Consider the following 21,487-nt stretch of genomic DNA (forward strand, 5'->3'; position numbering starts at 1 on the left):
CACCGCTCGTCGCGCTGAGGGGCGGCTCCGCACAACGATGTCCACCCCCGAGTGCGGGTTCGCGCTCCTGCTTCGGGTCCGGCGGCCCCGTCCGCCGAGTTCGCGCCGTCCGCTGCGGCCCACGTGCCCACCCTGATTCGGCGGGGCTCGACGTTCATTCGATATCTCGACCACGGAGGCGATATCTCATGTTCAGCAACCCCGGAGGGAAACGTCCGCGTGTCGATCACGGCGGGGAGTTCATCGCCGCGGTCCCAGCGCTGCTGGGTTTCCACCCCGAGCGGTCCCTGGTCGTCGCGGTCTTCGACAAACCACGGGCCGGGCGAGCGATCGCACCGATCGAGGTGGTCGTGCGTTTCGACCTCGACCTCAGCCGCCCGGGCGTTCCCGCGCAGATCGGGGCCGCTCTCGCGCGGCTGTGCCCGGCCGGGGGAACCGACGTAACCGCTCTCGTCGTCGACGACCGCATCGGTGAACCACCTCCGGACGGCACCGACGCGTGGCGTGCGTTCCTTCACGCGGTGATGGACACACCGCGCCGCGCCGGGATGCGGTTGGTCGAGGCGTATGCGGTGCGGTCGATCGCCGCCGGTGAACGGTGGTGGAGCTGGGTCGATGACCGCCACGGCGAGGTGCCGGACCCGGCCACCTCGATCATGGCGGTCACCCGCGTGGCCAACGGCGGACCGATCCACCGCACCCGCGACGAACTGGCCGAAATCTTTGCCCGAGACCTGAACTCCGCCGCCCAGGTCGCCGCGGTTCTGCCGGACGAGGTTTCGGCGGACCAGGATCGGCGCGCCGCCGCACTGGCAGGCCGAGATCTCGATGCGTATCACCGTGACGCCCTCGGACGCGTGCTGAGCGTGATCGACACGGTCGAGGCCGATGCGCGGCCCGACGCGAGGGATATCGCTGCGATCGCTGCCGTGCTTCGCGACCGTGTGATCCGCGACCTGATGTTCGCGCTGGCGATCACCGATCACGCCCCCGCCGCCCAGCGTTTGTGGAGTGCGATGACACGGTCGACCACTGGTCGTGACCGCGCCGCGGCGGCAACATTGTTCGCCTACACCGCCTACCTGCGCGGTGACACCGTGCTGGCGGGCATCGCCGTGCACGCGGCGCTCGACGCCGACGACCAGCATCCCGTCGCGGTGCTGCTCGACACCATCATCGGCCTCGGAATTCGCCCTGCCCGCCTACGGAGACTGGCCGACGACGCGATCCGGGCCGCCACAAACCTGGGCGTCGACCTGGGACCGACCCGTGCCTGACCCGGCCCAGCAAGCAGACCACGGCTGACGACCGCTGCGACTGCGCCGTCTGATCCCTGTTCTCCCACATCGACTCTCGAAGGAGACCTGCCATGTCCGGCGAAACCCTGCTCACGGTGATCGGAAACCTCACCGCCCCACCCGAACTCAGGTACACGCCCGACGCAACCGCGGTCGTGAACTTCACCGTCGCTTCCACCCCAAGGGTTTTCGACCGCGCGAGCGGTGAATGGAAGGACGGGGAGACGCTGTTCCTGCGCTGCAATCTGTGGCGCCAGGCCGCCGAACACGCCGCGGAAAGCCTGACCCAGGGTTCGCGAGTCATCGTGAGGGGGCGGCTGATCCAACGATCCTACGAAACACGCGAGGGGGACAAGCGCACCGTCGTCGAGCTCGCCGTCGACGAACTCGGTGCCTCCCTGCGGTACGCGACCGCGAAGATCACCCGCTCCGGCAAAACCACCAGCCCGGCCACCGCACGTCGCGACGACTCGTGGAGCGCGGGAACAGGTTTCGCCCCCACCGATCCCTCGGAGGAATCGAACACGGACGCCGCGGCGGGCGACAAAGGCGTGCGCGTCGACGCCGGCGATCCCGCGTTATGATCCCGCCGATACCCGGGCACGCGGACGCATAGTGGCACTATCAGTGCCGAAAGGAGCGCGGCATGACAGGCGATCGAGCCGTCCCCGGCGACGGCCCGGCACCGGGCCCGGAGACCATGGGGCCACCCGCGCCGCGCCCGTGTGACAGTTGCCCGTACCGGCGTGACGTCCCCAGCGGGGTGTGGCATGCCAGCGAGTACGAGAAACTGCGTGCCTACGACCGCGCCGACCTCGCTGAGCAGCCGGTGGCATTGTTCCAATGTCACCAGGTCGACGCCGACAGCGATCGGCGACGGGTGTGCGCGGGCTGGGCGGGCTGCCACGGCGACACCTTGGCTCTGCGGGTGGCGCTGATCGAGCAGCGCATCAGCCCGCGAACGTTCCAGGCCGCTATCGACTATCGGTCGCCCACACCGCTCTTCGCGTCAGCGAGCGAGGCCGCCGACCAATGGCAAGCCGACGTGCCCCGTCCTGGCGCCCAAGCGGTCGCGGCGATCGCCAAGATCCGCCGACACCGTTCCGACCTGACGACCTGAGCGGCGCGGGGCCCGGCTCGACCGAGCCGTTCCACCGGTAGGACGTTCCCACCGCGCCCTTGTCGTCTGGCGTGCTCACCACCACCATCGGCGACACTCGGGCGTTACTTGAACTACTCAGGCGTATGGGAGCTGAACCGGAACCTGTACGCCGCCCACGCTAGTGGCGGGTTCGGCTGCTTCACCCGTGCTTGGAGCTAGGTATCGGTCTGCTCCGGCGTTCCGATAGGAAGCGCGAGCGCGTTCATGCTGTGTTCGGCGTCGGCGGCGCGCTGAAACCAGGTCTCGGCCTCGTCGGTGTCACCGCGCTTCTCGCACAGGAGCGCGAGTTCATACATGGCGTTGCAGTGTCCCATGACGGCGGCCTGCCGGAATTGGACCTCGGCCTTGGCGGCCTCACCCCGCTCGCGCATGTGAACCGCGGCGTTGTACCCGATGTTTCTGGCTCCGACGTGGGCGGCGCGGTAGAACCAGTCCTCGGCCTCGTCGAACCTACCTAGCGTTTTGAGGAACATTGCGAGGTTTTCCATCGAGATGCGGTCTTCGGCTCGAGCGCCACGCAGGAACCAGGTCTCGGCCTCACCGATCTCACCTCGGTTGTGGAAGAAGCCTCCGAGGTTGTTCATGGCGGCGAAGTCCCCGGCCTCCGCCGCGCGCCGCCAGCAGGTTTCGGCCCAATCCTTCCGCTCTCGGTGGCTCGCCACCAATCCGACATAATGCAAGATGTCGGGTTCGATGATGATTGAGGTCGCAGTACGCCAGAACTCGTCGGGCACGACGCGGCCACGGCGCGTGTCGTCATCGGCAGCGACGAGATAGTCGAAGGGCCGGTAGCCGCGGATGGTTATCGGGTCGGGGTGGGCAAGCAGTGCGGGCACGCGGCCGCCGCCCGGTATCGGAGTGCGGGCGCTGGCGATCGCGGTCGTGATGTCGTTGTCGTGGATGTCGCGGTGCGGCTCCAGGTCGCAGGCGGCGGCGCGGGCGAGGTCGATGAGCACGGCTTCGGGGATCGGGAGTGGGTGCCCTATCCGCGCCCAATCGATCACCACACGCATCACCGTCCACAGCAGTGGGTCACTGGCGCGAGCATCGTGATATCGGCGCAGCAGCTCCGGCGCCCCGGCCAGGACTTCGGCCAGTCCGAACCGGTCCAGCGTCAGCTCGGGGTAGGCGGCCGCGGCGCGGGCCTGCTCGTCCGGGTTGTCGCTGGTCGGGTTGAGCCGGACCTCAATAGCTTCGTCGAGCAGGTGCCGGATGTCCTGGGTGAGTTCGCCCCCAGCGAGGGCGCGCAGTCGGTCGCGGACCTCGCTGCGCAGCGTGGCCACCACCACCGTTGGGTGAGGACGGGCGGTGAGCCGGGCCAGCAGTCCCGGAGTCAACGCGTGTGTGCCGATGAGGAACTCGTCGAGATTCTCCAGCCACAGGACCACCGTCGCAGGCAGCTCACGATACTGCGGGCAGGCGGCGATATCGGTCAGGCTATTGCGGGACGGGACCACGACCCGCGCCTCCGGCAGGTGGGTTTGCACGGCGTGGAACAGGCTGCGGGTCTTGCCCGCCTTGCTCGGTCCGACGACCAGCACGAGCCGGTCGCTGCTCAGCGCTCGACTCAGCTCGGTGTCGACGTCGCGCGCGACGTACGGGTCACCTACACCGGATTCCCCGGCGCGGCCGTAGTTGCTCGGCGTCACGAACAATAGATATGGATCCAGCTCGCACGCGCGGGGGAGCTCCCCGTCGACGCCCCGGCGCACCACCAAATCCACCAGTCGCGGCCCGTCCGCCCGGTCGACGTCCGATCGGTCGGAGCCCTTGTGGGCGGGGCGGCCACGGCCAGGGCGGTTGTTGGCCGCGGCCCGCTCGTGCGCCCGCCGCCACGTGGGCAGCAGGCGGTCAGGCACGCCGTAGACGGACAGGATCGCGCGCACCGTCTCCCAGGTGGGAAACGTTGTCCCATTGACGGCGGCGTGGACCGCGCCGATCGACACCCCTGCGGCGGCGGCAACCTTCTGGTAGCTGGCGTCGTGCCGCTCGTGAAGGCGGCGCAGGGCCTCGTGCAGGTCCGCGCGGGTCACGACCGCGCTCGGCTCGACGATCATCTCCCCGCCCCCATCTTCTTCCGGTCGGACCGTTCACCGTTCAGCGCTTCGCCGAACCTTCCCACACGACCCGCGGCGTCTTCGGCGTGATCGTGTTCGGCGCGTTCAGCCTGTGGTGCTCTGAACGGTCATTGTCTCCCATCGTTGCGGCGTGACCACCCATATCCTCGCCGCGATCGGCGCGATCGTGCTCATCGTCCGGACCGCCATCCTCATCCCCGGTGCACTGGCCGACCTGCTCGACGCCTGCCACCGCCTCGTGGCCGCCGCCCACAACCTACGCGAGGCGCTCGCCTACCACCCCGCCCCCGCCGCTTCCCGGACCCCACCGTCCGACCCCGACGCCGACGCCGAACCTCGCGGGTGACTCGCCGACCCCGGCACCGGAGACCGTGGGCATCGGGTTGCCGACGCGGCATGGAGCTGAGCCGCGAGGAACTCGACTCCGCACTCGCAGCGCTGCGCGTCGACAGGGCATGTTCGACCGGGCAACGCAACTGGCTGGACGGAACCACCCCGCGCGCCAAGGACATGGGCGCGGCGATATCGGCGGTCTGGGCCAGCAGCTATGACCCGCTCAGCTTCGACCACAACGACTGGTAGCCGCCGCACCGCGCGGCCGGGGCAGGATCCCCGGTGGGTGATCTGCTACGTCGCTCGAGATTCGTGCGTGCGTCGCCCTGTGATTGCCCGGAAGTCCGGCATCCCCAAATGGGTTGCTGCATGGTGTCCGGCAAGGTTCTGCATTGCGGTGAGCTTCTGCGCGGCGGCGGCCAGGCTGACCTCGATCGCGGCCACCTCGCCCAGCCAGCCGTTGCTTTTCGCTTCCTCCAGTCGGTCGTGGAGGTTGGCATGGATCTGTTCCAGGCGGGGTCTTTGCGCTGGATCAGGCCGTAGTTGCGGACATCTCAGACATGCGTGCTCGTGGACGCACGGTGAGCCGAAGTCGCGGGTGCACACGCCCAGGGCAACCTTGCGTAGCTCGAAGGTGTCGGTGTTCTGAGTCCGAATCGAAACCCCTGTAGGAGACTGTCGTGTCCATGTTCGCCTTCCGCCGTCGGTCCCGCGCTCTGTTGTCCGGCCGCGATATCTCGCTGCGCAGGGTCGCTGAGGGGCTCTGGTTCGCGGTACAGCTGACCGGGTACACCGCAGCGGTCGTCGTGGCCGTATCGGAGACGCTGTCGAGCACGCCGACCCCACTCGGGGTCGGCGACGTGCTCGTCTACACGATCGTGGCGTGGATTGTGCTGGGCGGCGCGACCGGAGCGTTCATCGGCCACCGCTGAGCCCGCCGTCGGACGGCGGCGACACCATGATCCGCTCGCGGCGCTTCATCCGTCGGTGACTGTGGTGCGGGGCAACCGGATTCGTGCCCGCGGGGTGTTGTGGGTGCTGGTTGTGGTTCGTGGGTGGGGGCTGCCCGTCTGGTCGGGTGACCCGCCTGTCGAGTGCTACCAGGGGAGCCGCGCCACGGCCTTCGGGCCCGCGCCCGGCCGCGAGCAATTCCCGGGCGCGCCGTGCGCGTGGGATCTGCCGGTGGGTGGGTGTGCGCGGGGAATTGCTCGCGTCCGTCTTCGGCGCGTTCCCTGCGGCCGTGTCGCGGCTCCCCTGGTCGGTCGCACTCGGCGGGTCACCCGACCAGCCGACCAGCCCTCGTGGCGGAGCGTGTGCTTCGTCGCGGGGGCTGGTGCGTTTGCACCACTTTGGAGGAACACCATGACCGATCTCGAAGGCACCGACCGTGACGCGTTCTTCGGCGCGCTCGCCGATGTGGATGATTTGCTGCGGATAGACCGGAAGGAGGCCGTGCGCCTGTTCGGCAAAGCGCTCGCGATGCTCAGCCCCGCGGACCTGAAGTTCTATCAGGGGGTGGCTGATCAGATGGGGCGGATGCCGTGGAAGATCGCCACGCGCCATGTCGCCGCCCGAGCCCGCAGGGACCCGTCGGTGGCGGATCTGGCGGAGTGGACGGCACCGTCGGATCCGAGTCTGTATCTGCCCGAGTCCGACCCGGTCGATGTGCATCACGTGCCGGTCGATGCCGCCGAGTGGGTGCGACAATCCATTCGGGAGCGCCGGGATCGTGAGCGTGTGGCGGCGGTGCCGACCGCGGCGACCGACGCTGTTCGTCTGTCGCCGGAGGCCCGGGCGCGTCGCGCGCGTTACGGGTTGCGTCACCGCGGCCGCGACGCGCGCGCTCGTCGCGCGCAACGCGCCGCCGACGCGCTGTATGGCGCGTATGCCGCCGAGCGCGCGTTCCGCATCGACGGGCCGGACGAGGAGGACCGGACCCCGCCGGTGCAGTGCCCGCGTAAGCCGGAGCATCTGATGTGGGGTCATGTCGGGGATCGGTTGTGGGACCGCTCCTACGTGCTGTACGTGGCTGAGCAGCTCGATGAACGCTCCCGTGACGTGCTCGATCCGCCGCGGCGCACCGCGCGTTCCTCCGCCGAGACCACGCTCGGTTCGGACGCGGCGCTCGAGGATGAGACGACCGCGTATCTGCGCCAGCACGCACCCGAGCTCGACGAGCAGCCCCGCACGACGGCCTCGCGCGGGTCGCGACGGCCTCGCCGGTCGCGGCTCACGGCGACCGAGCAGATGCGGTGGGCCAAGAACCGCACCGGTATTCCGGTTCCGAGTGACTACGACGAGCTGGTGCCCTACACCCAGCAGGACGTGCCCGAGTTGCCGTGGGACACTGCCGGTTCCGGTGGGCTCGACACCGATGTCGAACTCGCGCATCGTGGTTGGCCGTGTGTGGTGTGCTGGATGGAGCGGTGCGTCGCCGATCGCCGGTACGCGCACCGTGTCGCGGGTCGGTGGCGCTCCGATGACGGGCTCTGCGCCGAGTGCCGGGCCGACGGGCATGCCGGTGTCGCGGCGCTGCCGGTGCCGTGGACGGCCGCGCAGTTCCATGAGTCGCGGTGCGCCTACATCGCCGAGCATTACCCGGCGCATGCGCGCGCGCTGCTGGATCGGATCCGGCGTGACACGGCGGGCAGTGCCGGTCCGGTCTGGCGGATCATCACCCGCTGGATGGCGATCCACATCGACGATGAACCGCACACGCCGTATGCCGAGCGCTCGACGCGTCGGCGGTCCGGGGCGCGTCGTCCTCGCCGGGTCGGCCCGGGACAGCGGTTGCGCGCGTGCGACGGGTGCGGGCAGACCGGCATCGTGTGGGCCGACGGCTACTGCGGGCCCTGCCGGGTCTGGCTCGGATTGATGCCCGCCGCCGACCCGGCGGCCTGACATTTCTCGACCCCGGTCCGCCGCGGCGAATAGTCCCGCGGCGGACCGGTTCCCACCGTTCATCCTTCCCGCGCCCGGCTACGACGGTGCGCGGATGTCCTGAGGAGAAGTTGATGCTGTCGAGTCGTCGTCGTGTTCTCGCGCGACTGCGTGCCTTGTTCACGCGCCGCCGCGGTGTTCGTGTTCGTGTGTTCTACAACCAGAGCCCGGCGTTCTCGGCCTACCGGCACGCAGATCCGGTGCGGCTCATCGTGACTGTGCGCCTGGCGATCGATGCGGGGGTGCCCGACGACGAGGTCGACCGCGTCGTGCTGGAGCGGGTGTTCGCCGCCTGCAACGGTCACCCGCTACGGCCCGGTGACCGAGTCGACGCTCGCCTGCCGCGCGCGATGTCGGTCGGTGACCTCGCCGCCGTCGCCGACCGCTGGTATGCCTGCGACCCGGTCGGGTGGCGTCCGGTGCCCGCCCCGCGGCGCGCCCGCGTGCCCCGGCGCGGGTAAGTCGAGCGGGCCGGTGGTGATCGGCGGGCGCGCGCCGCCCCGCCGAATCACCACCGGCACACACCGAACCGGCCCGACACGGCCACCGCACCTTCAACCCGGCCCCCTCATCTCTCCGAATCCTGCTCTCCCGCACGCTTCCTCCACCCTCGACGCGCCTCTCCCTTCTCTCTCACCCCTGAAATCTCACCCTTCTCGCTCGTTTTCAGAGAGCAGACCTCTGGCATCCCGGATAACGATCCGATAAACATCTGGGGCTTTGTGGGGGTGTGCACAAACTGTGCACATTTGGGTCATTGTTTCCGGTGATATTCGGGTGCTGGATGGAGGTATGACCGCGACACTGCATCGGGTCGTGGCGGGGAATGGCTACGAGTATTACCTGCGGAATGTGGCGACGCAGGACGAGACGGGGCGGGGCCGGTCGAGCCTGGGCGACTATTACTCGGTGCATGGGGAAGCGCCGGGGACCTGGCTCGGGTCGGGGTTGACCGCGCTCGGTCTCGCGGTCGGTGAGGAGGTCACCGAGGCGCAGATGAAGTCCCTGTACGGGCTGGGCCGGCACCCCGACGCCGAGGCGATCGAGTCCCTGATCTTCGAGATGGAGTCCGCGCTCGGTGCCGAACCCGCCGACGCCGCCCGCGCGGCGGATCGCGCGACGCGACTGGGGTCGCCGTTCCGGTTCTCGGCGGAAGTGCCCGAATTCCAGCGTCGGTGCGCGCGGGAATTCGCGCGATTCAACCTCGAACGTGGCCTCGATCCGCTCACTGCGGTACCCGAGGAAGACCGCGCCCGGATCCGGACCCGGGCCGCGACCGCCATGTTCACCACCGAATACGACCGGCCGCCGGTGGGGCCGCGGGAGCTGTCGGGATGGGTGACGAAGAATTCCCGGCCGAAATCAGCGGCGGTCGCCGCGTTCGATATCACTTTCTCGCCGGTGAAAAGTGTCAGTGCGTTGTGGGCGATCGCCCCGTTGAATGTGTCCCAGCGGATCGAAGCCGCCCACGACAAGGCGGTGACCGACGCGATCCGGTGGCTCGAACAGCACGCGCTCTACACCCGGCTGGGGCGCAACGGGATCCGCCGCGTCGACGTCGAGGGCGTGGTCGCGGCGTGTTTCCGCCACCGGGAAAGCCGCGCCGGCGACCCGGATCTGCACACGCACGTGCTGATCAGTAACCGGGTCCGCACCTTGGCGGGCGGGTTGTGGCGCACCCTCGACAGCGCCACCCTGCACAAATTCGTGGTCACTGTCTCCGAGATCTACAACACCCGCCTCGAACACCACCTCACCCACGATGTCGGTGTCGGTTTCGCCGAACGGGCCGGCACCGACCCCGCCAAACGCCCTATCCGCGAAATAGTCGGTGTCCCACTGACACTGATCACGGCGTGGTCGCAGCGTGATGCCGCGATCACCGCTCGCCTGGGACAGCTCGCCGCCGACTTCCAGGCCGAGCTCGGACGCGAACCCCTCACCACCGAGCTCTACGCGCTGGCCGAACTCGCGACCCTGCAGACCCGCCCCGCCAAGAAGGCGGTGCGATCTTTCGCCGAGCAGCGCGGCGAGTGGCGTGCCGCGGCCACGACGGTCCTCGGTGGCCGCGACCAGCTCGCGGCCACGGTCACCGCGGCGTTGAACCCCCTACCGCGGCCACCGATTCCGCGGTCGGCGCAGTGGGCAGAGCGGATCGCCGACCAGGTGGTGGCAGTGGTCGGCCAGCACCGCGCGGTGTGGCAGCACCAGCACGTCCGCGCTGAAGTCGAGCGTCAGATCCGCGACCACGTGGACCGTGACGAGTGGGCATCCGCGGTCGAGGCGGTGCTCGCCGAAGCGCTCGCGCCCGCCAGGGTGGTGCGGCGCGGGGACCCCGATGCCGCGCTCGAACCGGTCCTCGCGCAGACCCCGGAGATGTTCCGGCGCGCCGACGGCACCAGCGTGTACGCGGGAGTCGACGCCGACAGCGTCTACACCTCGGCGCGGATGCTGACCCTCGAGCACCAGCTGATCGAGCTGTTCGTCCAGCCCGGCGGGCGCGCCCTGGACCCGCGTCTGGTCGCCGACGCGGTCACCCGCCACGACCAGACCCATCCCGACACCCCGCTCAATCCGGGCCAGGTCGCCCTGCTCACCGAGTTCACCCGCGCCGACGGCCCCCGCATCCGGACCACCAACGCGCCCGCCGGTGCCGGGAAAACGACCGCGATGACCGTGCTGGCCGACGCGTGGCGGGCCGGCGGCGGCACCGTACTCGGGTTGGCGCCACTGGCCTCGGCGGCCTCGGTCCTGGCCGCCGAGATCGGCGGACGGGTCGAAACCGTCGACAAACTGCTGCACATCCTCGACGGTCACGCACCCGCCCACCTCGCCCTCGCCGAGAACGACACAGCCCGGCCCATACCGCAATGGGTGCTCGACATCGGACCCGACACCCTCGTCATCGTCGACGAGTGGATCAAGATGGGCACCCTCACCCGCTGGAAACTGCTGCGGTGGCTGACCTCTCGCGACGCCTCGATCCGGCTGATCGGTGACGACCGGCAACTACCGGCCATCGACGCCAGCGGCGTCGAAGCCGACATCGCCGACACCGACCCCGTCCTCAGCGAGGTCGTGCGGTTCAACACCGCCGGGGAAGCCGCGGCCGGACTGCGGCTGCGCGAGGGCGATCCGATCGGGCTGGGCTGGTATCTGGACCACGACCGCGTCCACGCCGGGCACCCCGGCGCCACCCACGACAACGCCTACACCGCCTGGGCCACCGACGTCCTCGCCGGCCGCGCGAGCATCATGCTCGCCGCCACCCACACCATCGTCACCGACCTCAACGCCCGCGCCCGCGCCGATCGCCTCCACCGCGACGGCCCCCCCACCACCGAATGCGCGCTCGCCGACGGCCTCCACGCCAGCATCGGGGACCTGATCCGCACCACCCGCAACAACCGCGCCCTGCGCACCAGCGACGGCGACTGGGTCCGCAACGGCGACACCTGGACCGTCACCCACACCGCCCCCGACGGGTCGCTGACCGCACAACGCCGCCGACCCGGCCGATCCTCCGGACCTACCGTGGCCCTGCCGGCCGACTACGTGCGCTCCCGCGTGCGCCTCGGCTACGCCGCCACCATCGACTCCTCCCAGGGCGCGACGGTCGACACCTGCCACATCGCCCTCGACGGCGGCGAATCCCGCCAGCAGCTCTACATGGCCCTCACCCGCGGCCGCGGCGCCAACCATGTCTATGTCCCCACCACCCTCGACGGCACCGAAGCCGATTTCCTCAGCGATCGCGCGATCATGCCGCGCACCGCCACCGAAGTCCTGCTCCACATCCTCGACCGGGACGGCGCCCAGCAGTCCGCCCACACCCACCTGCGCGAGGCCCTCGCGCCTCGCGCGCGCTTGGGCGCCGCGGTCGACACCTACCTCGACGCTGTCGGTGTCGCCGCCGAAAACACCGTCGGCGCAACCCTTCTCGCCCGCATCGATCACGCCGCCGACACCGTCTACCCCCACCTCGCCGACGCCCCCGCCTGGCCGGTCCTGCGTCAGCACCTGGCCGTGCTCGCCCTGTCCGGGCACGACCCGATCACCGCCCTCACCGCTGCGGCGGCCGAACGCGAACTCGACAGTGCCCGAGATCCGGCCGCAGTCCTGGACTGGCGACTCGACCCGACCGGCGCCCACTCCGCCCGCGGCGGGCCGCTGCCCTGGACCCCCGCCATACCCGACGGCATCACCGACCCCACCGTGCGCGGGCACCTGCACGCCCGCGCCCGCATCATCACCACCCTCACCGACCAACTCCGCACCGAAGCCCTCACCTGGACCGCCACCACCGCACCAGCCTGGGCGCGACCGCTGCTCGGACCCGATCCCGGCCTGGTCGCCGACCTCGCCGTCTGGCGCGCCGCCCAACACGTCGGCCCCCACGACCTGCGCCCCACCGGACCACCCCGCCAACCCGCGCTCGAACGCACCCACCAACACCACCTCGACACCCGCGTCGCCGTCCTCGACACCGACAACGCCACCGCCCGCTGGAGCGAGATCGCCCGCCGAATCGACCCACGCCTGCCCACCGACCCCTACTGGCCCATCATCGCCACCGACATCGAAACCGCCCACCGCGCCGGCATCGACATCACCCACCACCTCACCACCGCCGCCGCGCAACGCCCACTACCCGACGACCTCCCCGCCAGCGCGCTGTGGTCACGCCTCGACCACACCCACACCACACCCACGCCCAACCCGCGCCGGCACGCCCCGTGGAACACCGAACTGGCCCACACCCCACCCGCGGAGACCACTGCCATGCCCCACCCCACCGACCCGGCCGCGACCGAACCCGCCGAGACCGAATCCGACCCTCTCCCCGACGAACTCGCCCGCATCGCCGAACTGTTCCGCGCCGGGGACACCCGCGCCGCCAAAGCAGCGTTCCGGCACCTCACCCACACCCTGACCGCCGAACAACGCGACATCCTCGACCGTGTCGCCGCCACCCTCAACGAACACTCCTACGTCGTCGCCGTCGCCCGCCTGCGCTGGGCCGCCGACCACCTCCACCCCGAATACGCCACCCTCATCCGCGCCTGCATCCCCACCACCAACCCCCAACTCCACCAACACCTTCCACACCTCCACGACACCCGCACGCCACCAACCCCACCCGTCCCCGCCACAGACATCGACACCCGCCTCGACACCACACCACCCCGACCACGCCGCACCATCGCAGAAACCGACGCCCAGCGCGCCCACCAGGACTACCTCGACCGCCGCGCCGACCTCGACACTGACCCCGACCACAACCCCCTCCCCGAAGGCGCACCCCACCCCTACTACCAAAAACCACGCGCCAAGAGCGGCATCCAGCTCCCCGAGGAGCAGCGCTACCCCGACACCGCACCCGCCCGCGACACCGACGCCTGGACACTCACCCCCACACTCGACCTCCCGTGCGTCTGCTGCGGACTCGAACGCCTTAACATCGACCTCGAACCCCCGCCCCATCGCCAATCCAACGACGGACTCTGCAGCGAATGCCGCGACAACAACCAACCCGGCATCCCCGACCACCACCCCCGCAACCGCATCACCGCCCGCTGCGACTACTACGCCACCCACCACCCACCCCACCAACTCGCCGCCCGCCTACGCCGCGACCTCCACGCCACCCGCACCACCCTCCAACAGCACTACCTCGCCACCCGCATGGCCATCCACACCTGGATCGACAACCACCCCCACCTCCTCACCCCCCACGCCCTACTCACCAACACCGAACTCACACAACGCATCCACGACATCGAACAACAACTCCACACCGCCACACCCCCCAGCCCTGATCCCGATCACGACGCCGACAGCACCGCCCGCGCCGCCATCGAACGCGCCACAACCGCCGCCCGCCGCCACCAACAAGCCAGCCAAGCACTCCAACGCAACCACGCCGAAACCCAGCACCTCCGAGACACACTCGACGCCACACCCACCCGACGGCGGACCGAACGCCACACACTTCAGCAACGCATCGACGCACTACTCGGCGACCAACAACGACTCCTCCGCAGACATAACGCCACCCACGCACACGCCGAAAGCACCCACCGCGACGCCATCAACCTCGCCGGCCACCCCTCCACCTGGCCCCAAACCCTCAGCCGCATCAACGAAAACCCAACCCCGACAAGCCCAGCGACGCACACCATAGTCTCGCCACAGTCGCACACCGAACTCCAGGCGCTGCGCGCCGAACTCGATCACCGCGCCCAAACCAGCCCAACCGTCGGACACCTGGACGACACCGAGATCCCCGACACTGAAGCACCTGTACTCGGTCCCGGCTATGACGCCGGACTCTGACAAACCCCCATGGGCTCAGCCCAGCGACCACGGTCGCCAGAGTTCATTCAGAGCGTTGACAACCGGTAGGCCATAGTCGCACTTCGAGTTTCGCGTCAGGTGGACATCAACACGACTTATGTCGGTGGACCCGCACTATTGGGCTGCTAACTATTCGCGGCGGTTCGTCTCTGTTGACCTGCGGGCAGTGGACCGTTCGTTGTAGAGGTTGATGGCATCCGCTGCCAGACGACTCGATGCGTGGGTGACCCAGAGGACAGCGTTGTCGTTCGCGGACAACCACAGTCCGACGACAGTCGGGTCGTCTGTGGGGTCTTCGACGTAATCGGAGGCCCCCAGAATCGCCCAGGCCCGGCCGTGGGCGTAGCCGGAACACAGCCGCCAGGCGAACAGTACGTTGCCCGCCGTCGGCGCGAATTGGTTCGCGTAGTTGACGGCCTCGGTGCTGGTGTGGCCGTTCTTGATCACGCGGAAGTCCGTGCGGGGAAGGATCGTCTTCGTGGCGCTCTGCAGTTTGGCCAGTTTCGGCGTCTTGTCGCTGTTCGGAAGTCCCCGTCCCTCCAACGCTGTGTGGGAATCGTTGATGTTCTGGGCGTGCCACCGGAGGAGGTGTTCGAGTCGCTCCGCCCGCTGGGCGGGGTGGAGAAGCCAGAACGCGATCGACAGGTTTTCCAGGGCGCCGCGAGCGAGGCTGAACGGTGCCATCGTGTGAATGATGCCGGCGTCGCGCACGAGAGTTTTCAGAGCATGCAGGTGGTCGATGCCGGCGGTCACGCAGGAGTGGAAAGCGTGTGAGATCTGGCGAGGTGCTGTCTTCTCATCGTCGTGCGCGAGCATGGAACCGGGTGGCACCGGGAACCCGCCCGGATCGCCGACCCTCTGTATCAACTGCTCGATGTGGCGCGAGATCTTCTGCCATTCCGCTTCCCTCTGCGCGGCAGTCATCCCGCTCGTATCGGTCATCTGGAAAGTGAATCACCAGGGTCGGTGGGCCGCCTAGTTGTTTTACGGGTGGGTGGTGCGGCGCATGGCGGTGTACTGGCCCCAGGTTCGAGCGGCGAGGTCGGCCCAGCGGCTGGCTGTGGAGGGGGAGAGTCCGAGGAGTTCGGCCAGGACCGGGGTGGGGATCTCGGCGGCGAGGTGGAACAGCGCGGCGTGGCGGGCATGGTGGGGTGCGATGCCGTGTGTGACGAGTTCGTTTCGGATGTTCTCGGTGACCAGGTGCTTGCCGGGTGTTCGTCCGGGGAACAGCCAGATGCCTTGGTTGGCGTGGGAAGCCGGTCCGTTGGTGGTGAGATGCTCACGCAGCAGTCGGTCGAGTGGGGCGGGTTGTTCGACGGCGATCGTGTCGAAGGTGACGGTGACGGTGTGGTCGGGTAGCAGGGCGATCTGGTCGGGCCGCATTCGGCAGATCCGTGATAGGGGCTGGGCGAACAGGAGCATGAACAGTCCCGCTATGCGGGTGTGGCGGCGGATCGTGGTGTCGCGCAGCAGGGTTTCGATGTGGTGCCAGCGCTGGTCGTCGGAGAGCAGAACTTGAGGGGCGGAACGGGCGGGGGTCGGAACAAGCAGGCACGTCGTGAGTTGGGTGTGGTTTGTCCATTTGAGGAAGCGGGTCAGGATTGATCCGCGTCCGGGGTGCTTGGCGAGGTATCTGTCGAGGTCGCACTGCGTGGCCTGGTGGATGATGAGGCCGTGCTCGTCGAGCCAGTCCAGGAACCGGATAGCGGTCAGGACTTCGGCGCGTGCGCGCTGGACGGCCCCGCGGGTGACCTGTCCGCGGTCTTCCAGCACTCGCAGGCGGCGCAGCAGTTGCCACCGCGCGAACGGGCGGATGATTTCGGCATGGTGCCTGGGCAGTTTGCTGAGGGTGCCGTCGAGCCACTGGGTGGTCCGGGTGATCAGTGGCTGGTAGGGCCCGATCACGCCAGTGGCCGCGAGTAGATCGCGCACGTAGTTGACGCGCCGATCGGAGGGCAGGTCGTCGAACGCGGCGTGTGAGATCGGCAGGTCACCCAATGCCATCGCACGCAGGATGTCGGTTCTGCTGGAAGCCTTGACGATCCAGATCAGGGTGGAGTGTGCTCGGTCGCCGCTCGTCCAGGCATGGAAGAGAGGTCGTAGGCGCGGGTGGACGCTGCCGGTGTGGTCGGCGAGAAGGTCGGTGGCGCGCTCACGCAATGTGCACGGTCCGCAGCGTCGGCCGTAGGGGTTGTCCTCACGGCCGCAGCCTGGGCAGGCGAAGACCGCCCGGTTGCCGGTGCAGTCGGCGCATGCAGGGCGGCACCACTGATCGTGGAACGCCAGTACTTTCGGCTCACCACACCCTGGGCAGACCCGGGCATCGCGACGTGCTCGCAAATAGCACGGGTAGCACACCATTTCGTCGAGGAACCGCTGGGAGCAGCGAGCAAGGCGACCGCAACGTGGACAGTCGGTGTGCTGCGTTCGGTTCATCGAGGAGGCTCGTGTGGTCGCCGGACGACGGCGCGGACTGGACGCAGCTCACCGATGCCGAGTCCTTCGGCAGGATGACGGTCGGTTCCGGTGCGAGTTTGTTCGGACTGTGCCAGGACGGGTTCGAGCAGATCGTTCGGTTGGCAGGCCAGGATGTCGCAGAGCGCGGCCAACAGGTCGGTATTGATCCGCTGCGGGGGTGTGGTGACGAGCTTGTGGACGTACTGCCGGGTCAGAGTGACTCCGCGATCAGCCAGCAGCGGCACAAGCTCGCTGGTCTGAAATATGCCGCGGGCGGCCATCACCTGACGCAGGTGCCAGTGCATCACGATCCGTCGACTGCTCACCAGGAGGTCTCCTTCGGTCCGCCGGTCGCGTAGACCCGCTTCAACGCGGCGCGCAGGGTCTGCTTCTTGAAGTCGTTGCTGACCGAGGCGTAGATCGCGGTGGTCGAGGCGTAGTGGTGGCCGACCTGTTCTTGAACGAACCGTTCCGGGTAGCCGAACTCGATCAGGTGCGTGACGTAGGAGTGGCGCAGGCAGTGCAACGTCAGTTCCGGCGACAAGCCGGCCTCGGCGCGGATACGCGCGAAGCGGCGCTCCAGGAACCCGCCGTCGACGCGAGTCAGCCGTTCGGTCACCCATAGCGCAGGATGGTCGGCCACGTTGAGGATCGGACGGGCCTGCTCGACCCATTGACGCATTCCCGCAACGACCCAATCGAACTCGGGAACTGTAAGCACGGTGCGCCGCCGGGGTGCGCTGCCGCGGGTGGCCTTGCCGTAGCGCACGTGCAGTGAACCGTAGGTCCCCCAGTCCGGCACGTGGGGGTTCGGTCGCATGTCGACCAAATCCAGACGGCAGAGTTCGTTGCGGCGCAGACCGTAGGCGTAGGCGGTCTTGAGCATCTGCGCGTCGCGCAGTGCCGCCCACGCTCCTTTGCGGCCCGAGGTTGCGATCCGTTCGACGCGGCTGTCTAGGTAGTCGAACAAGTGTTGGATCTCGTTGTAGGAGAACGGACGTCGACCAGGGCGACCTTCGTAGTCGGCCAGGTGTGCGACGGTGTTCCACTCGTGGCAGACCTGAGTCGGGACCTGCCCGAACCGATCCCTGCATTGGCGCGTCCACTCGTAGCGCGGATCGGTCAGGTAGTCGCAGAACATCCGCACGGTCAGGTGGTAGATGCGGATGGTGCCCGGCGACAACCGTCCGCCCGCCTCCGAGGTCAGCGAGACGGTGAAGTCTTCGACATCCGACGCCGTCCACGCCCACGGGTAGGACGCCGTGAACTCGACGAACCGGCGCAGCAACGTGATTCGCGGACCGATTGTCGTCGACGCAAGCAGCCGCGATTGCTGCTGGCTCGACCAGCCCGCGAGCATGCCCTCGAATACCGCGGCCGCCTCATCGAGATGCCGCACACCCTCAACGAGAACCAGTCCTGCCGAACCAGGGATCTGCGCCAAGAACCGCTCCAACCTGTCAACGGAAAAGCGACAATGTCGCCTCACCGTAGCGGCGGCCTCACTCGAGACGATGGCTTCCAGGTCGGCGCGGCGTGTCGAAACCGACTGCTCCCGACAGTCCACCTGGACAAGGCCTCGGCTGTCACCTTTCCAGCGATAGTTCAAGTTAGTCGCCCGAATGCAAGATGCGTGCAGGGCAAAGCTGAGCGGATGGCGGGCTCGGCTGTGACAGAGACTTCCGGAGGCACGACCTGCTGCCAGACTGGGGTGGCCTATCAATTATCTGGACAGACCCCGTGGAAGCACCGAGCCGTATGTGGGCTGCGGAGCGCTGTGGGCGACGCTGCGCCCACGGCGCGAAGCAGTGCAGGTAGGCATTGGCGCGGAGTGGAAACGTGGTTGAGGCTCGTTAGGGTGATCGTCTGACAGGCTGGCGCGCGGAAGGAGTCGTGTTGGGGATTCGGCGGCTGGTGGTCGTTGGGTTGTGCGCCGTCACGATGGCGGGGTGTTCGGCGGAGACGACATCGGATACGGGCACGGCGACGACGAATGCGCCCGGCTCCGCAGTGGCTCAGGTCTACTCGTGTGCGGCAGGCGCAGCCTCCGGGTCTACGTTCTCTCTGGGGCCGACGTCCGAGCGTCCGTTCACGTTGTCGATTCCTCGGCTTGAGGGGTGGGAGGAGGCGACTACGGCCAGTGGCGGTGGTTCGGGATTGACAGTGTCCCGCAGCGACGTCGTGGCAGGGCGGTTCGGTAATCCGAATGGGACGGTGGCGGTCACGCTACTGGCGGCAGAGCGAAGCGTGGAGGGCGCGTGGGCGCGGCTGGACCTGCTGGCGCGCGCGGATAACGGGTGGGAGCAGGATGGCTATGAGCGGGTCAATGTGTGCGGGCACAGTGGGATTCGTGCAGCTTCGACGTCGACCTCTCCCGCCGGGGTGCGTGACGACCACCTGGGTGTTGCGATAGAGGTTGGCGAGGCGGTGTATCCGGTGATGGTCACCGGGCGGGTGAACGCTGCGGCGACCGACGCGATCCGCGCTGATGTGACCACGATTCTCGACGGAGTGCAGCTGGCGGTCTGAGGTGCGCTGGCAAGGAGCCTGGGGCTTGGGTCAAGCCCAGAGCCGGGGCGTTCCAACCGCAGCGTTGGCGGCGTTGAGGCGGATGTCGAGTCGTTCGGGGGTGAGAGTGTAGGGCACGAGGACGTCGATTACGACGCCGTCGCGGTGTTCCAGGATCGCCTTGATCGCGTCGCCGGTAATGGGCGCTGTAGCGGTGACATCGAAGACGGCGGCGCGAGCACGCAGTTGCTGGCGGTCGGCTGGGAGCTGGACGTCGGTGAGGAACTGTTGCTCGGTTCGGGCAGGCCCGCCGGGTGGAAGACTGCGGATCGTGGTGTTGCCTTTGAGGTCGATGACCAGCATGAACGGATCGAAAGTGTCGGCGGATTCGAAAGTCCGGGCGGCGGCGTTGACAGCGTCGCGCAAGAGTGTGTCAAGGTCGTGTTGCGCTTGTTGAGAGGCTGTGCTCCGCCAGTCCATGCGAGTCCCCACCTTGCCGGTCGCGATATACAGTGGCTACCGTTCAGTGCGGAGACAGGGGGTAGCCGATGGCCGAGGGCAGTCTACAAGCCGACCCTGCGGCATTGCGGCAGGCGGCCACGGATCTGCGTGGGCATCATTTCCGGTTGCACGAGGCGTTGTCAGCGATACGCGCCGAACACGAAAGCCTCGCGCAACTGTGGTCAGGCCCGGCAGCTGACCAGGCCTCAGCCGTGTGGGAGGAGTTGCGGCCGAGACTCGGCCAGCATATCGACAAAATCAGCGAGTTCGCGACCAGCCTGACAACCACAGCGAACACGTTGACCGAGCAGGATGATCAGAACGCGGATACCGTCACCTCGACCACATCGAGCCTCGACCTGCCATGACCGCGCGCAGCTATGATCTAGTGCCGTGTCCGAGAAGGTTGATGCGGTAACCGTCGTCGGGGTGGCGGGTTGATCATCTGACGGGGACCGGCGATGCTGCCCGGTGGAGGTGGTGCCGGTGGCTCGGAAGCCGGATGTGTTCGTCAGGGCCCTCACCTCGGAAGAGGGCCGCAAACTCGCGCAGATCGGGCGGCGCAGCAAGCAGCCGGTGCGGATGCGACGCGCGATCGTGGTGATGGCCTCGGGCCAGCACCAACCAGTGCCGCTGATCGCGAAGCTGATGCAAGTATCGGAAGCGTATGTGCGGCAAGTGATCCACGACTTCAACGAGAAGGGCATGGACGCACTGGACCCAAAATGGAACGGGGGCAGACCAGCGAAGACGGACCCGGCCACGCGTGACCGGATCTGTCAGATCGCTCGGTGCTGTCCCCTGGATCTGGGGTGGCCGTTCTCGACGTGGAGTCTGTCGAAGCTGGTAGAAGTGCTGCGGGGTAACGGAATTGCCGACATCAGCCGCGAAACTCTGCGGGGAATCCTCAAGGTCGGTGGGGTGTCATGGCAGGCCACGAAAACGTGGAAGGCCAGCAACGACCCCGATTTCGTGGAGAAGATGAACAGGGTCCTGAACCTCTACGACAATCCGCCGGCCGACGGGCGGGTGGTCTGTGTCGACGAGTTCGGGCCGCTGAACCTGATGCCGCGCCCCGGTCGGGGCTGGGCGCAGGCCGGGCGACCGAAGCGGCTTCGTGCCACCTACAACCGTCACGACGGGGTCCGGCACATGTTCGGTGCTCTGGACCTGCGGACCGGCCAGTTGTACTACCGGATCCGGGACCGGAAGCGGGCGGTCGAGTTCTTGGCGTTCGTGAAATCGTTGCGAGTTCGCTGGCCGGGTGAGCGGTTGTACCTGATTCTGGACAACTACTCGGTCCACAAGCGTCGTGAAGTGCGGGAATGGTGTGCCGACAACGAGGTCGAGTTGGTGTTCGTTCCGACGTATTCGTCGTGGTTGAACCGGATCGAGTGCGAGTTCGCCGCGCTGCGCTACTTCGCGCTCAACGGCACCGATCACCGCTCCCATGCGGTGCAGGACGCGGCGATCGGTGACTACATCCGGTGGCGCAACCAGCACGCCCGACCGATCCGAGACTTCGCTGTCGGCTCGAAGATCCGGCGCCCGGATTACCTAACCAACGTTGCCTGACGAGGCACTAGCGGCGATGCAGCGGTTCGTCGATGTGCTGGACAAACAGATCGACGCGATCAGCGGTGAGCGCGATGCGGTGAAGAGAACCGCGGAGGCGCTCCTGTTGGGGTTCTCTGGTGCGGCGGCAGCGTCGTTCGACACCGCGCATCAAGGCTGGCAGTCCGGAACCGGTCCGCTGATCGAGCAGTTGCGGGCGCTGCGCGATCGGGTGAGCACCGCGCTGGAGAACTACATCAAGGCCGAGGAAGCAAACCGCTCCATGACGGGCCGGTAGC

At 68.1% G+C, this 21,487-nt stretch carries 20 protein-coding genes; 14 read left to right on the top strand and 6 right to left on the bottom strand.

Annotated elements, in window-relative coordinates; genetic code table 11:
- Positions 1–188: 188 nt before the first annotated feature.
- The 3 genes from OHB21_RS17940 (at position 189) to OHB21_RS17950 (ending at position 2,418) form a co-directional block, all read left to right on the top strand.
- A complete protein-coding gene (locus OHB21_RS17940; protein WP_328436952.1) occupies positions 189–1,277 on the top strand; it encodes a DUF4192 domain-containing protein in 1,089 nt (362 codons plus the stop codon).
- Positions 1,278–1,369: 92 nt separating this feature from the next.
- Positions 1,370–1,882 carry a single-stranded DNA-binding protein gene (locus OHB21_RS17945; protein ID WP_328436950.1) on the top strand — a complete coding sequence of 171 codons (513 nt, stop codon included), beginning with the start codon at positions 1,370–1,372 and terminating at the stop codon, positions 1,880–1,882.
- Between the two features lie 62 nt (positions 1,883–1,944).
- A complete protein-coding gene (locus OHB21_RS17950; RefSeq protein ID WP_328436949.1) occupies positions 1,945–2,418 on the top strand; it encodes a DUF6283 family protein in 474 nt (157 codons plus the stop codon).
- Positions 2,419–2,615: 197 nt separating this feature from the next.
- Here OHB21_RS17950 and OHB21_RS17955 read toward each other — a convergent pair whose 3' ends face one another.
- Positions 2,616–4,517 (bottom strand): helix-turn-helix domain-containing protein, encoded by a 1,902-nt coding sequence (locus tag OHB21_RS17955; protein ID WP_328436947.1) that lies wholly within the window; start codon positions 4,515–4,517, stop codon positions 2,616–2,618.
- A gap of 151 nt (positions 4,518–4,668) precedes the next feature.
- On the opposite strand from OHB21_RS17955, the gene OHB21_RS17960 reads away from it, so the two are divergent.
- The 7 genes from OHB21_RS17960 (at position 4,669) to mobF (ending at position 14,147) form a co-directional block, all read left to right on the top strand.
- The gene (locus tag OHB21_RS17960) at positions 4,669–4,884 is read left to right on the top strand and encodes a hypothetical protein (RefSeq protein WP_328436944.1); all 216 of its coding nucleotides are present in this window, start codon (positions 4,669–4,671) and stop codon (positions 4,882–4,884) included.
- A 50-nt stretch (positions 4,885–4,934) separates the two neighbouring features.
- Entirely contained in the window at positions 4,935–5,120 is a 186-nt protein-coding gene (locus OHB21_RS17965) for a hypothetical protein (RefSeq protein WP_328436942.1), read from the top strand.
- 120 nt (positions 5,121–5,240) lie between these two features.
- Positions 5,241–5,414: a hypothetical protein gene (locus OHB21_RS17970; RefSeq protein WP_328436940.1), complete on the top strand. Its 174-nt coding sequence runs from the start codon at positions 5,241–5,243 to the stop codon at positions 5,412–5,414.
- A 137-nt stretch (positions 5,415–5,551) separates the two neighbouring features.
- Positions 5,552–5,803 (top strand): hypothetical protein, encoded by a 252-nt coding sequence (locus tag OHB21_RS17975; protein WP_328436938.1) that lies wholly within the window; start codon positions 5,552–5,554, stop codon positions 5,801–5,803.
- Between the two features lie 430 nt (positions 5,804–6,233).
- The gene (locus OHB21_RS17980) at positions 6,234–7,772 is read left to right on the top strand and encodes a hypothetical protein (RefSeq protein ID WP_328436936.1); all 1,539 of its coding nucleotides are present in this window, start codon (positions 6,234–6,236) and stop codon (positions 7,770–7,772) included.
- A 113-nt stretch (positions 7,773–7,885) separates the two neighbouring features.
- On the top strand, positions 7,886–8,272 hold the full coding sequence (locus OHB21_RS17985) for a hypothetical protein (RefSeq protein WP_328436934.1): 387 nt from the start codon (positions 7,886–7,888) through the stop codon (positions 8,270–8,272).
- A gap of 331 nt (positions 8,273–8,603) precedes the next feature.
- The gene (mobF, locus tag OHB21_RS17990) at positions 8,604–14,147 is read left to right on the top strand and encodes a MobF family relaxase (RefSeq protein ID WP_328439663.1); all 5,544 of its coding nucleotides are present in this window, start codon (positions 8,604–8,606) and stop codon (positions 14,145–14,147) included.
- Between the two features lie 150 nt (positions 14,148–14,297).
- On the opposite strand, the gene OHB21_RS17995 is transcribed toward mobF, so the two are convergent.
- The 4 genes from OHB21_RS17995 to OHB21_RS18010 all read right to left on the bottom strand — a co-directional run bounded on the left by OHB21_RS17995 (position 14,298) and on the right by OHB21_RS18010 (position 18,234).
- Positions 14,298–15,110 carry a hypothetical protein gene (locus OHB21_RS17995; RefSeq protein WP_328439665.1) on the bottom strand — a complete coding sequence of 271 codons (813 nt, stop codon included), beginning with the start codon at positions 15,108–15,110 and terminating at the stop codon, positions 14,298–14,300.
- Between the two features lie 42 nt (positions 15,111–15,152).
- Positions 15,153–16,172, bottom strand: coding sequence for a hypothetical protein (locus tag OHB21_RS18000; RefSeq protein ID WP_328439667.1), 1,020 nt, complete (start codon positions 16,170–16,172; stop codon positions 15,153–15,155).
- A 428-nt stretch (positions 16,173–16,600) separates the two neighbouring features.
- On the bottom strand, positions 16,601–16,930 hold the full coding sequence (locus tag OHB21_RS18005) for a helix-turn-helix domain-containing protein (RefSeq protein ID WP_328439974.1): 330 nt from the start codon (positions 16,928–16,930) through the stop codon (positions 16,601–16,603).
- A 17-nt stretch (positions 16,931–16,947) separates the two neighbouring features.
- Positions 16,948–18,234 (bottom strand): tyrosine-type recombinase/integrase, encoded by a 1,287-nt coding sequence (locus tag OHB21_RS18010; protein ID WP_328439669.1) that lies wholly within the window; start codon positions 18,232–18,234, stop codon positions 16,948–16,950.
- Positions 18,235–18,788: 554 nt separating this feature from the next.
- On the opposite strand from OHB21_RS18010, the gene OHB21_RS18015 reads away from it, so the two are divergent.
- Positions 18,789–19,154, top strand: coding sequence for a hypothetical protein (locus tag OHB21_RS18015; protein WP_147265969.1), 366 nt, complete (start codon positions 18,789–18,791; stop codon positions 19,152–19,154).
- A 30-nt stretch (positions 19,155–19,184) separates the two neighbouring features.
- Here the strand turns inward: OHB21_RS18015 and OHB21_RS18020 are convergent, their stop codons facing one another.
- Positions 19,185–19,613, bottom strand: coding sequence for a hypothetical protein (locus OHB21_RS18020; RefSeq protein WP_328439671.1), 429 nt, complete (start codon positions 19,611–19,613; stop codon positions 19,185–19,187).
- A gap of 68 nt (positions 19,614–19,681) precedes the next feature.
- On the opposite strand from OHB21_RS18020, the gene OHB21_RS18025 reads away from it, so the two are divergent.
- The 3 genes from OHB21_RS18025 to OHB21_RS18035 all read left to right on the top strand — a co-directional run bounded on the left by OHB21_RS18025 (position 19,682) and on the right by OHB21_RS18035 (position 21,486).
- Positions 19,682–20,002: a WXG100 family type VII secretion target gene (locus OHB21_RS18025; protein ID WP_328435857.1), complete on the top strand. Its 321-nt coding sequence runs from the start codon at positions 19,682–19,684 to the stop codon at positions 20,000–20,002.
- A 214-nt stretch (positions 20,003–20,216) separates the two neighbouring features.
- Positions 20,217–21,209 (top strand): IS630 family transposase, encoded by a 993-nt coding sequence (locus OHB21_RS18030; RefSeq protein ID WP_328435419.1) that lies wholly within the window; start codon positions 20,217–20,219, stop codon positions 21,207–21,209.
- A gap of 16 nt (positions 21,210–21,225) precedes the next feature.
- Positions 21,226–21,486, top strand: coding sequence for a WXG100 family type VII secretion target (locus tag OHB21_RS18035; RefSeq protein WP_328439673.1), 261 nt, complete (start codon positions 21,226–21,228; stop codon positions 21,484–21,486).
- Position 21,487 lies beyond the last annotated feature (1 nt).

It is taken from the genome of Nocardia puris, assembly GCF_036051655.1.
In the GTDB taxonomy this organism is placed as follows: domain Bacteria; phylum Actinomycetota; class Actinomycetes; order Mycobacteriales; family Mycobacteriaceae; genus Nocardia; species Nocardia puris.

Bases quoted from the DNA above. Each gene is read 5' to 3' on its own strand.
- OHB21_RS17945 (WP_328436950.1), top strand. From the start codon at position 1,370: ATGTCCGGCGAAACCCTGCTCACGGTGATCGGAAACCTCACCGCCCCA.
- OHB21_RS17965 (WP_328436942.1), top strand. From the start codon at position 4,935: ATGGAGCTGAGCCGCGAGGAACTCGACTCCGCACTCGCAGCGCTGCGC.
- OHB21_RS17950 (WP_328436949.1), top strand. From the start codon at position 1,945: ATGACAGGCGATCGAGCCGTCCCCGGCGACGGCCCGGCACCGGGCCCG.
- OHB21_RS18005 (WP_328439974.1), bottom strand. From the start codon at position 16,930: ATGCACTGGCACCTGCGTCAGGTGATGGCCGCCCGCGGCATATTTCAG.
- OHB21_RS18030 (WP_328435419.1), top strand. From the start codon at position 20,217: ATGCGACGCGCGATCGTGGTGATGGCCTCGGGCCAGCACCAACCAGTG.
- OHB21_RS18035 (WP_328439673.1), top strand. From the start codon at position 21,226: ATGCAGCGGTTCGTCGATGTGCTGGACAAACAGATCGACGCGATCAGC.
- OHB21_RS18025 (WP_328435857.1), top strand. From the start codon at position 19,682: ATGGCCGAGGGCAGTCTACAAGCCGACCCTGCGGCATTGCGGCAGGCG.
- OHB21_RS18020 (WP_328439671.1), bottom strand. From the start codon at position 19,613: ATGGACTGGCGGAGCACAGCCTCTCAACAAGCGCAACACGACCTTGAC.
- OHB21_RS17955 (WP_328436947.1), bottom strand. From the start codon at position 4,517: ATGATCGTCGAGCCGAGCGCGGTCGTGACCCGCGCGGACCTGCACGAG.
- OHB21_RS17985 (WP_328436934.1), top strand. From the start codon at position 7,886: ATGCTGTCGAGTCGTCGTCGTGTTCTCGCGCGACTGCGTGCCTTGTTC.
- OHB21_RS17980 (WP_328436936.1), top strand. From the start codon at position 6,234: ATGACCGATCTCGAAGGCACCGACCGTGACGCGTTCTTCGGCGCGCTC.
- OHB21_RS17940 (WP_328436952.1), top strand. From the start codon at position 189: ATGTTCAGCAACCCCGGAGGGAAACGTCCGCGTGTCGATCACGGCGGG.
- mobF (WP_328439663.1), top strand. From the start codon at position 8,604: ATGACCGCGACACTGCATCGGGTCGTGGCGGGGAATGGCTACGAGTAT.
- OHB21_RS17995 (WP_328439665.1), bottom strand. From the start codon at position 15,110: ATGACCGATACGAGCGGGATGACTGCCGCGCAGAGGGAAGCGGAATGG.
- OHB21_RS18000 (WP_328439667.1), bottom strand. From the start codon at position 16,172: ATGGCATTGGGTGACCTGCCGATCTCACACGCCGCGTTCGACGACCTG.
- OHB21_RS17970 (WP_328436940.1), top strand. From the start codon at position 5,241: ATGGTGTCCGGCAAGGTTCTGCATTGCGGTGAGCTTCTGCGCGGCGGC.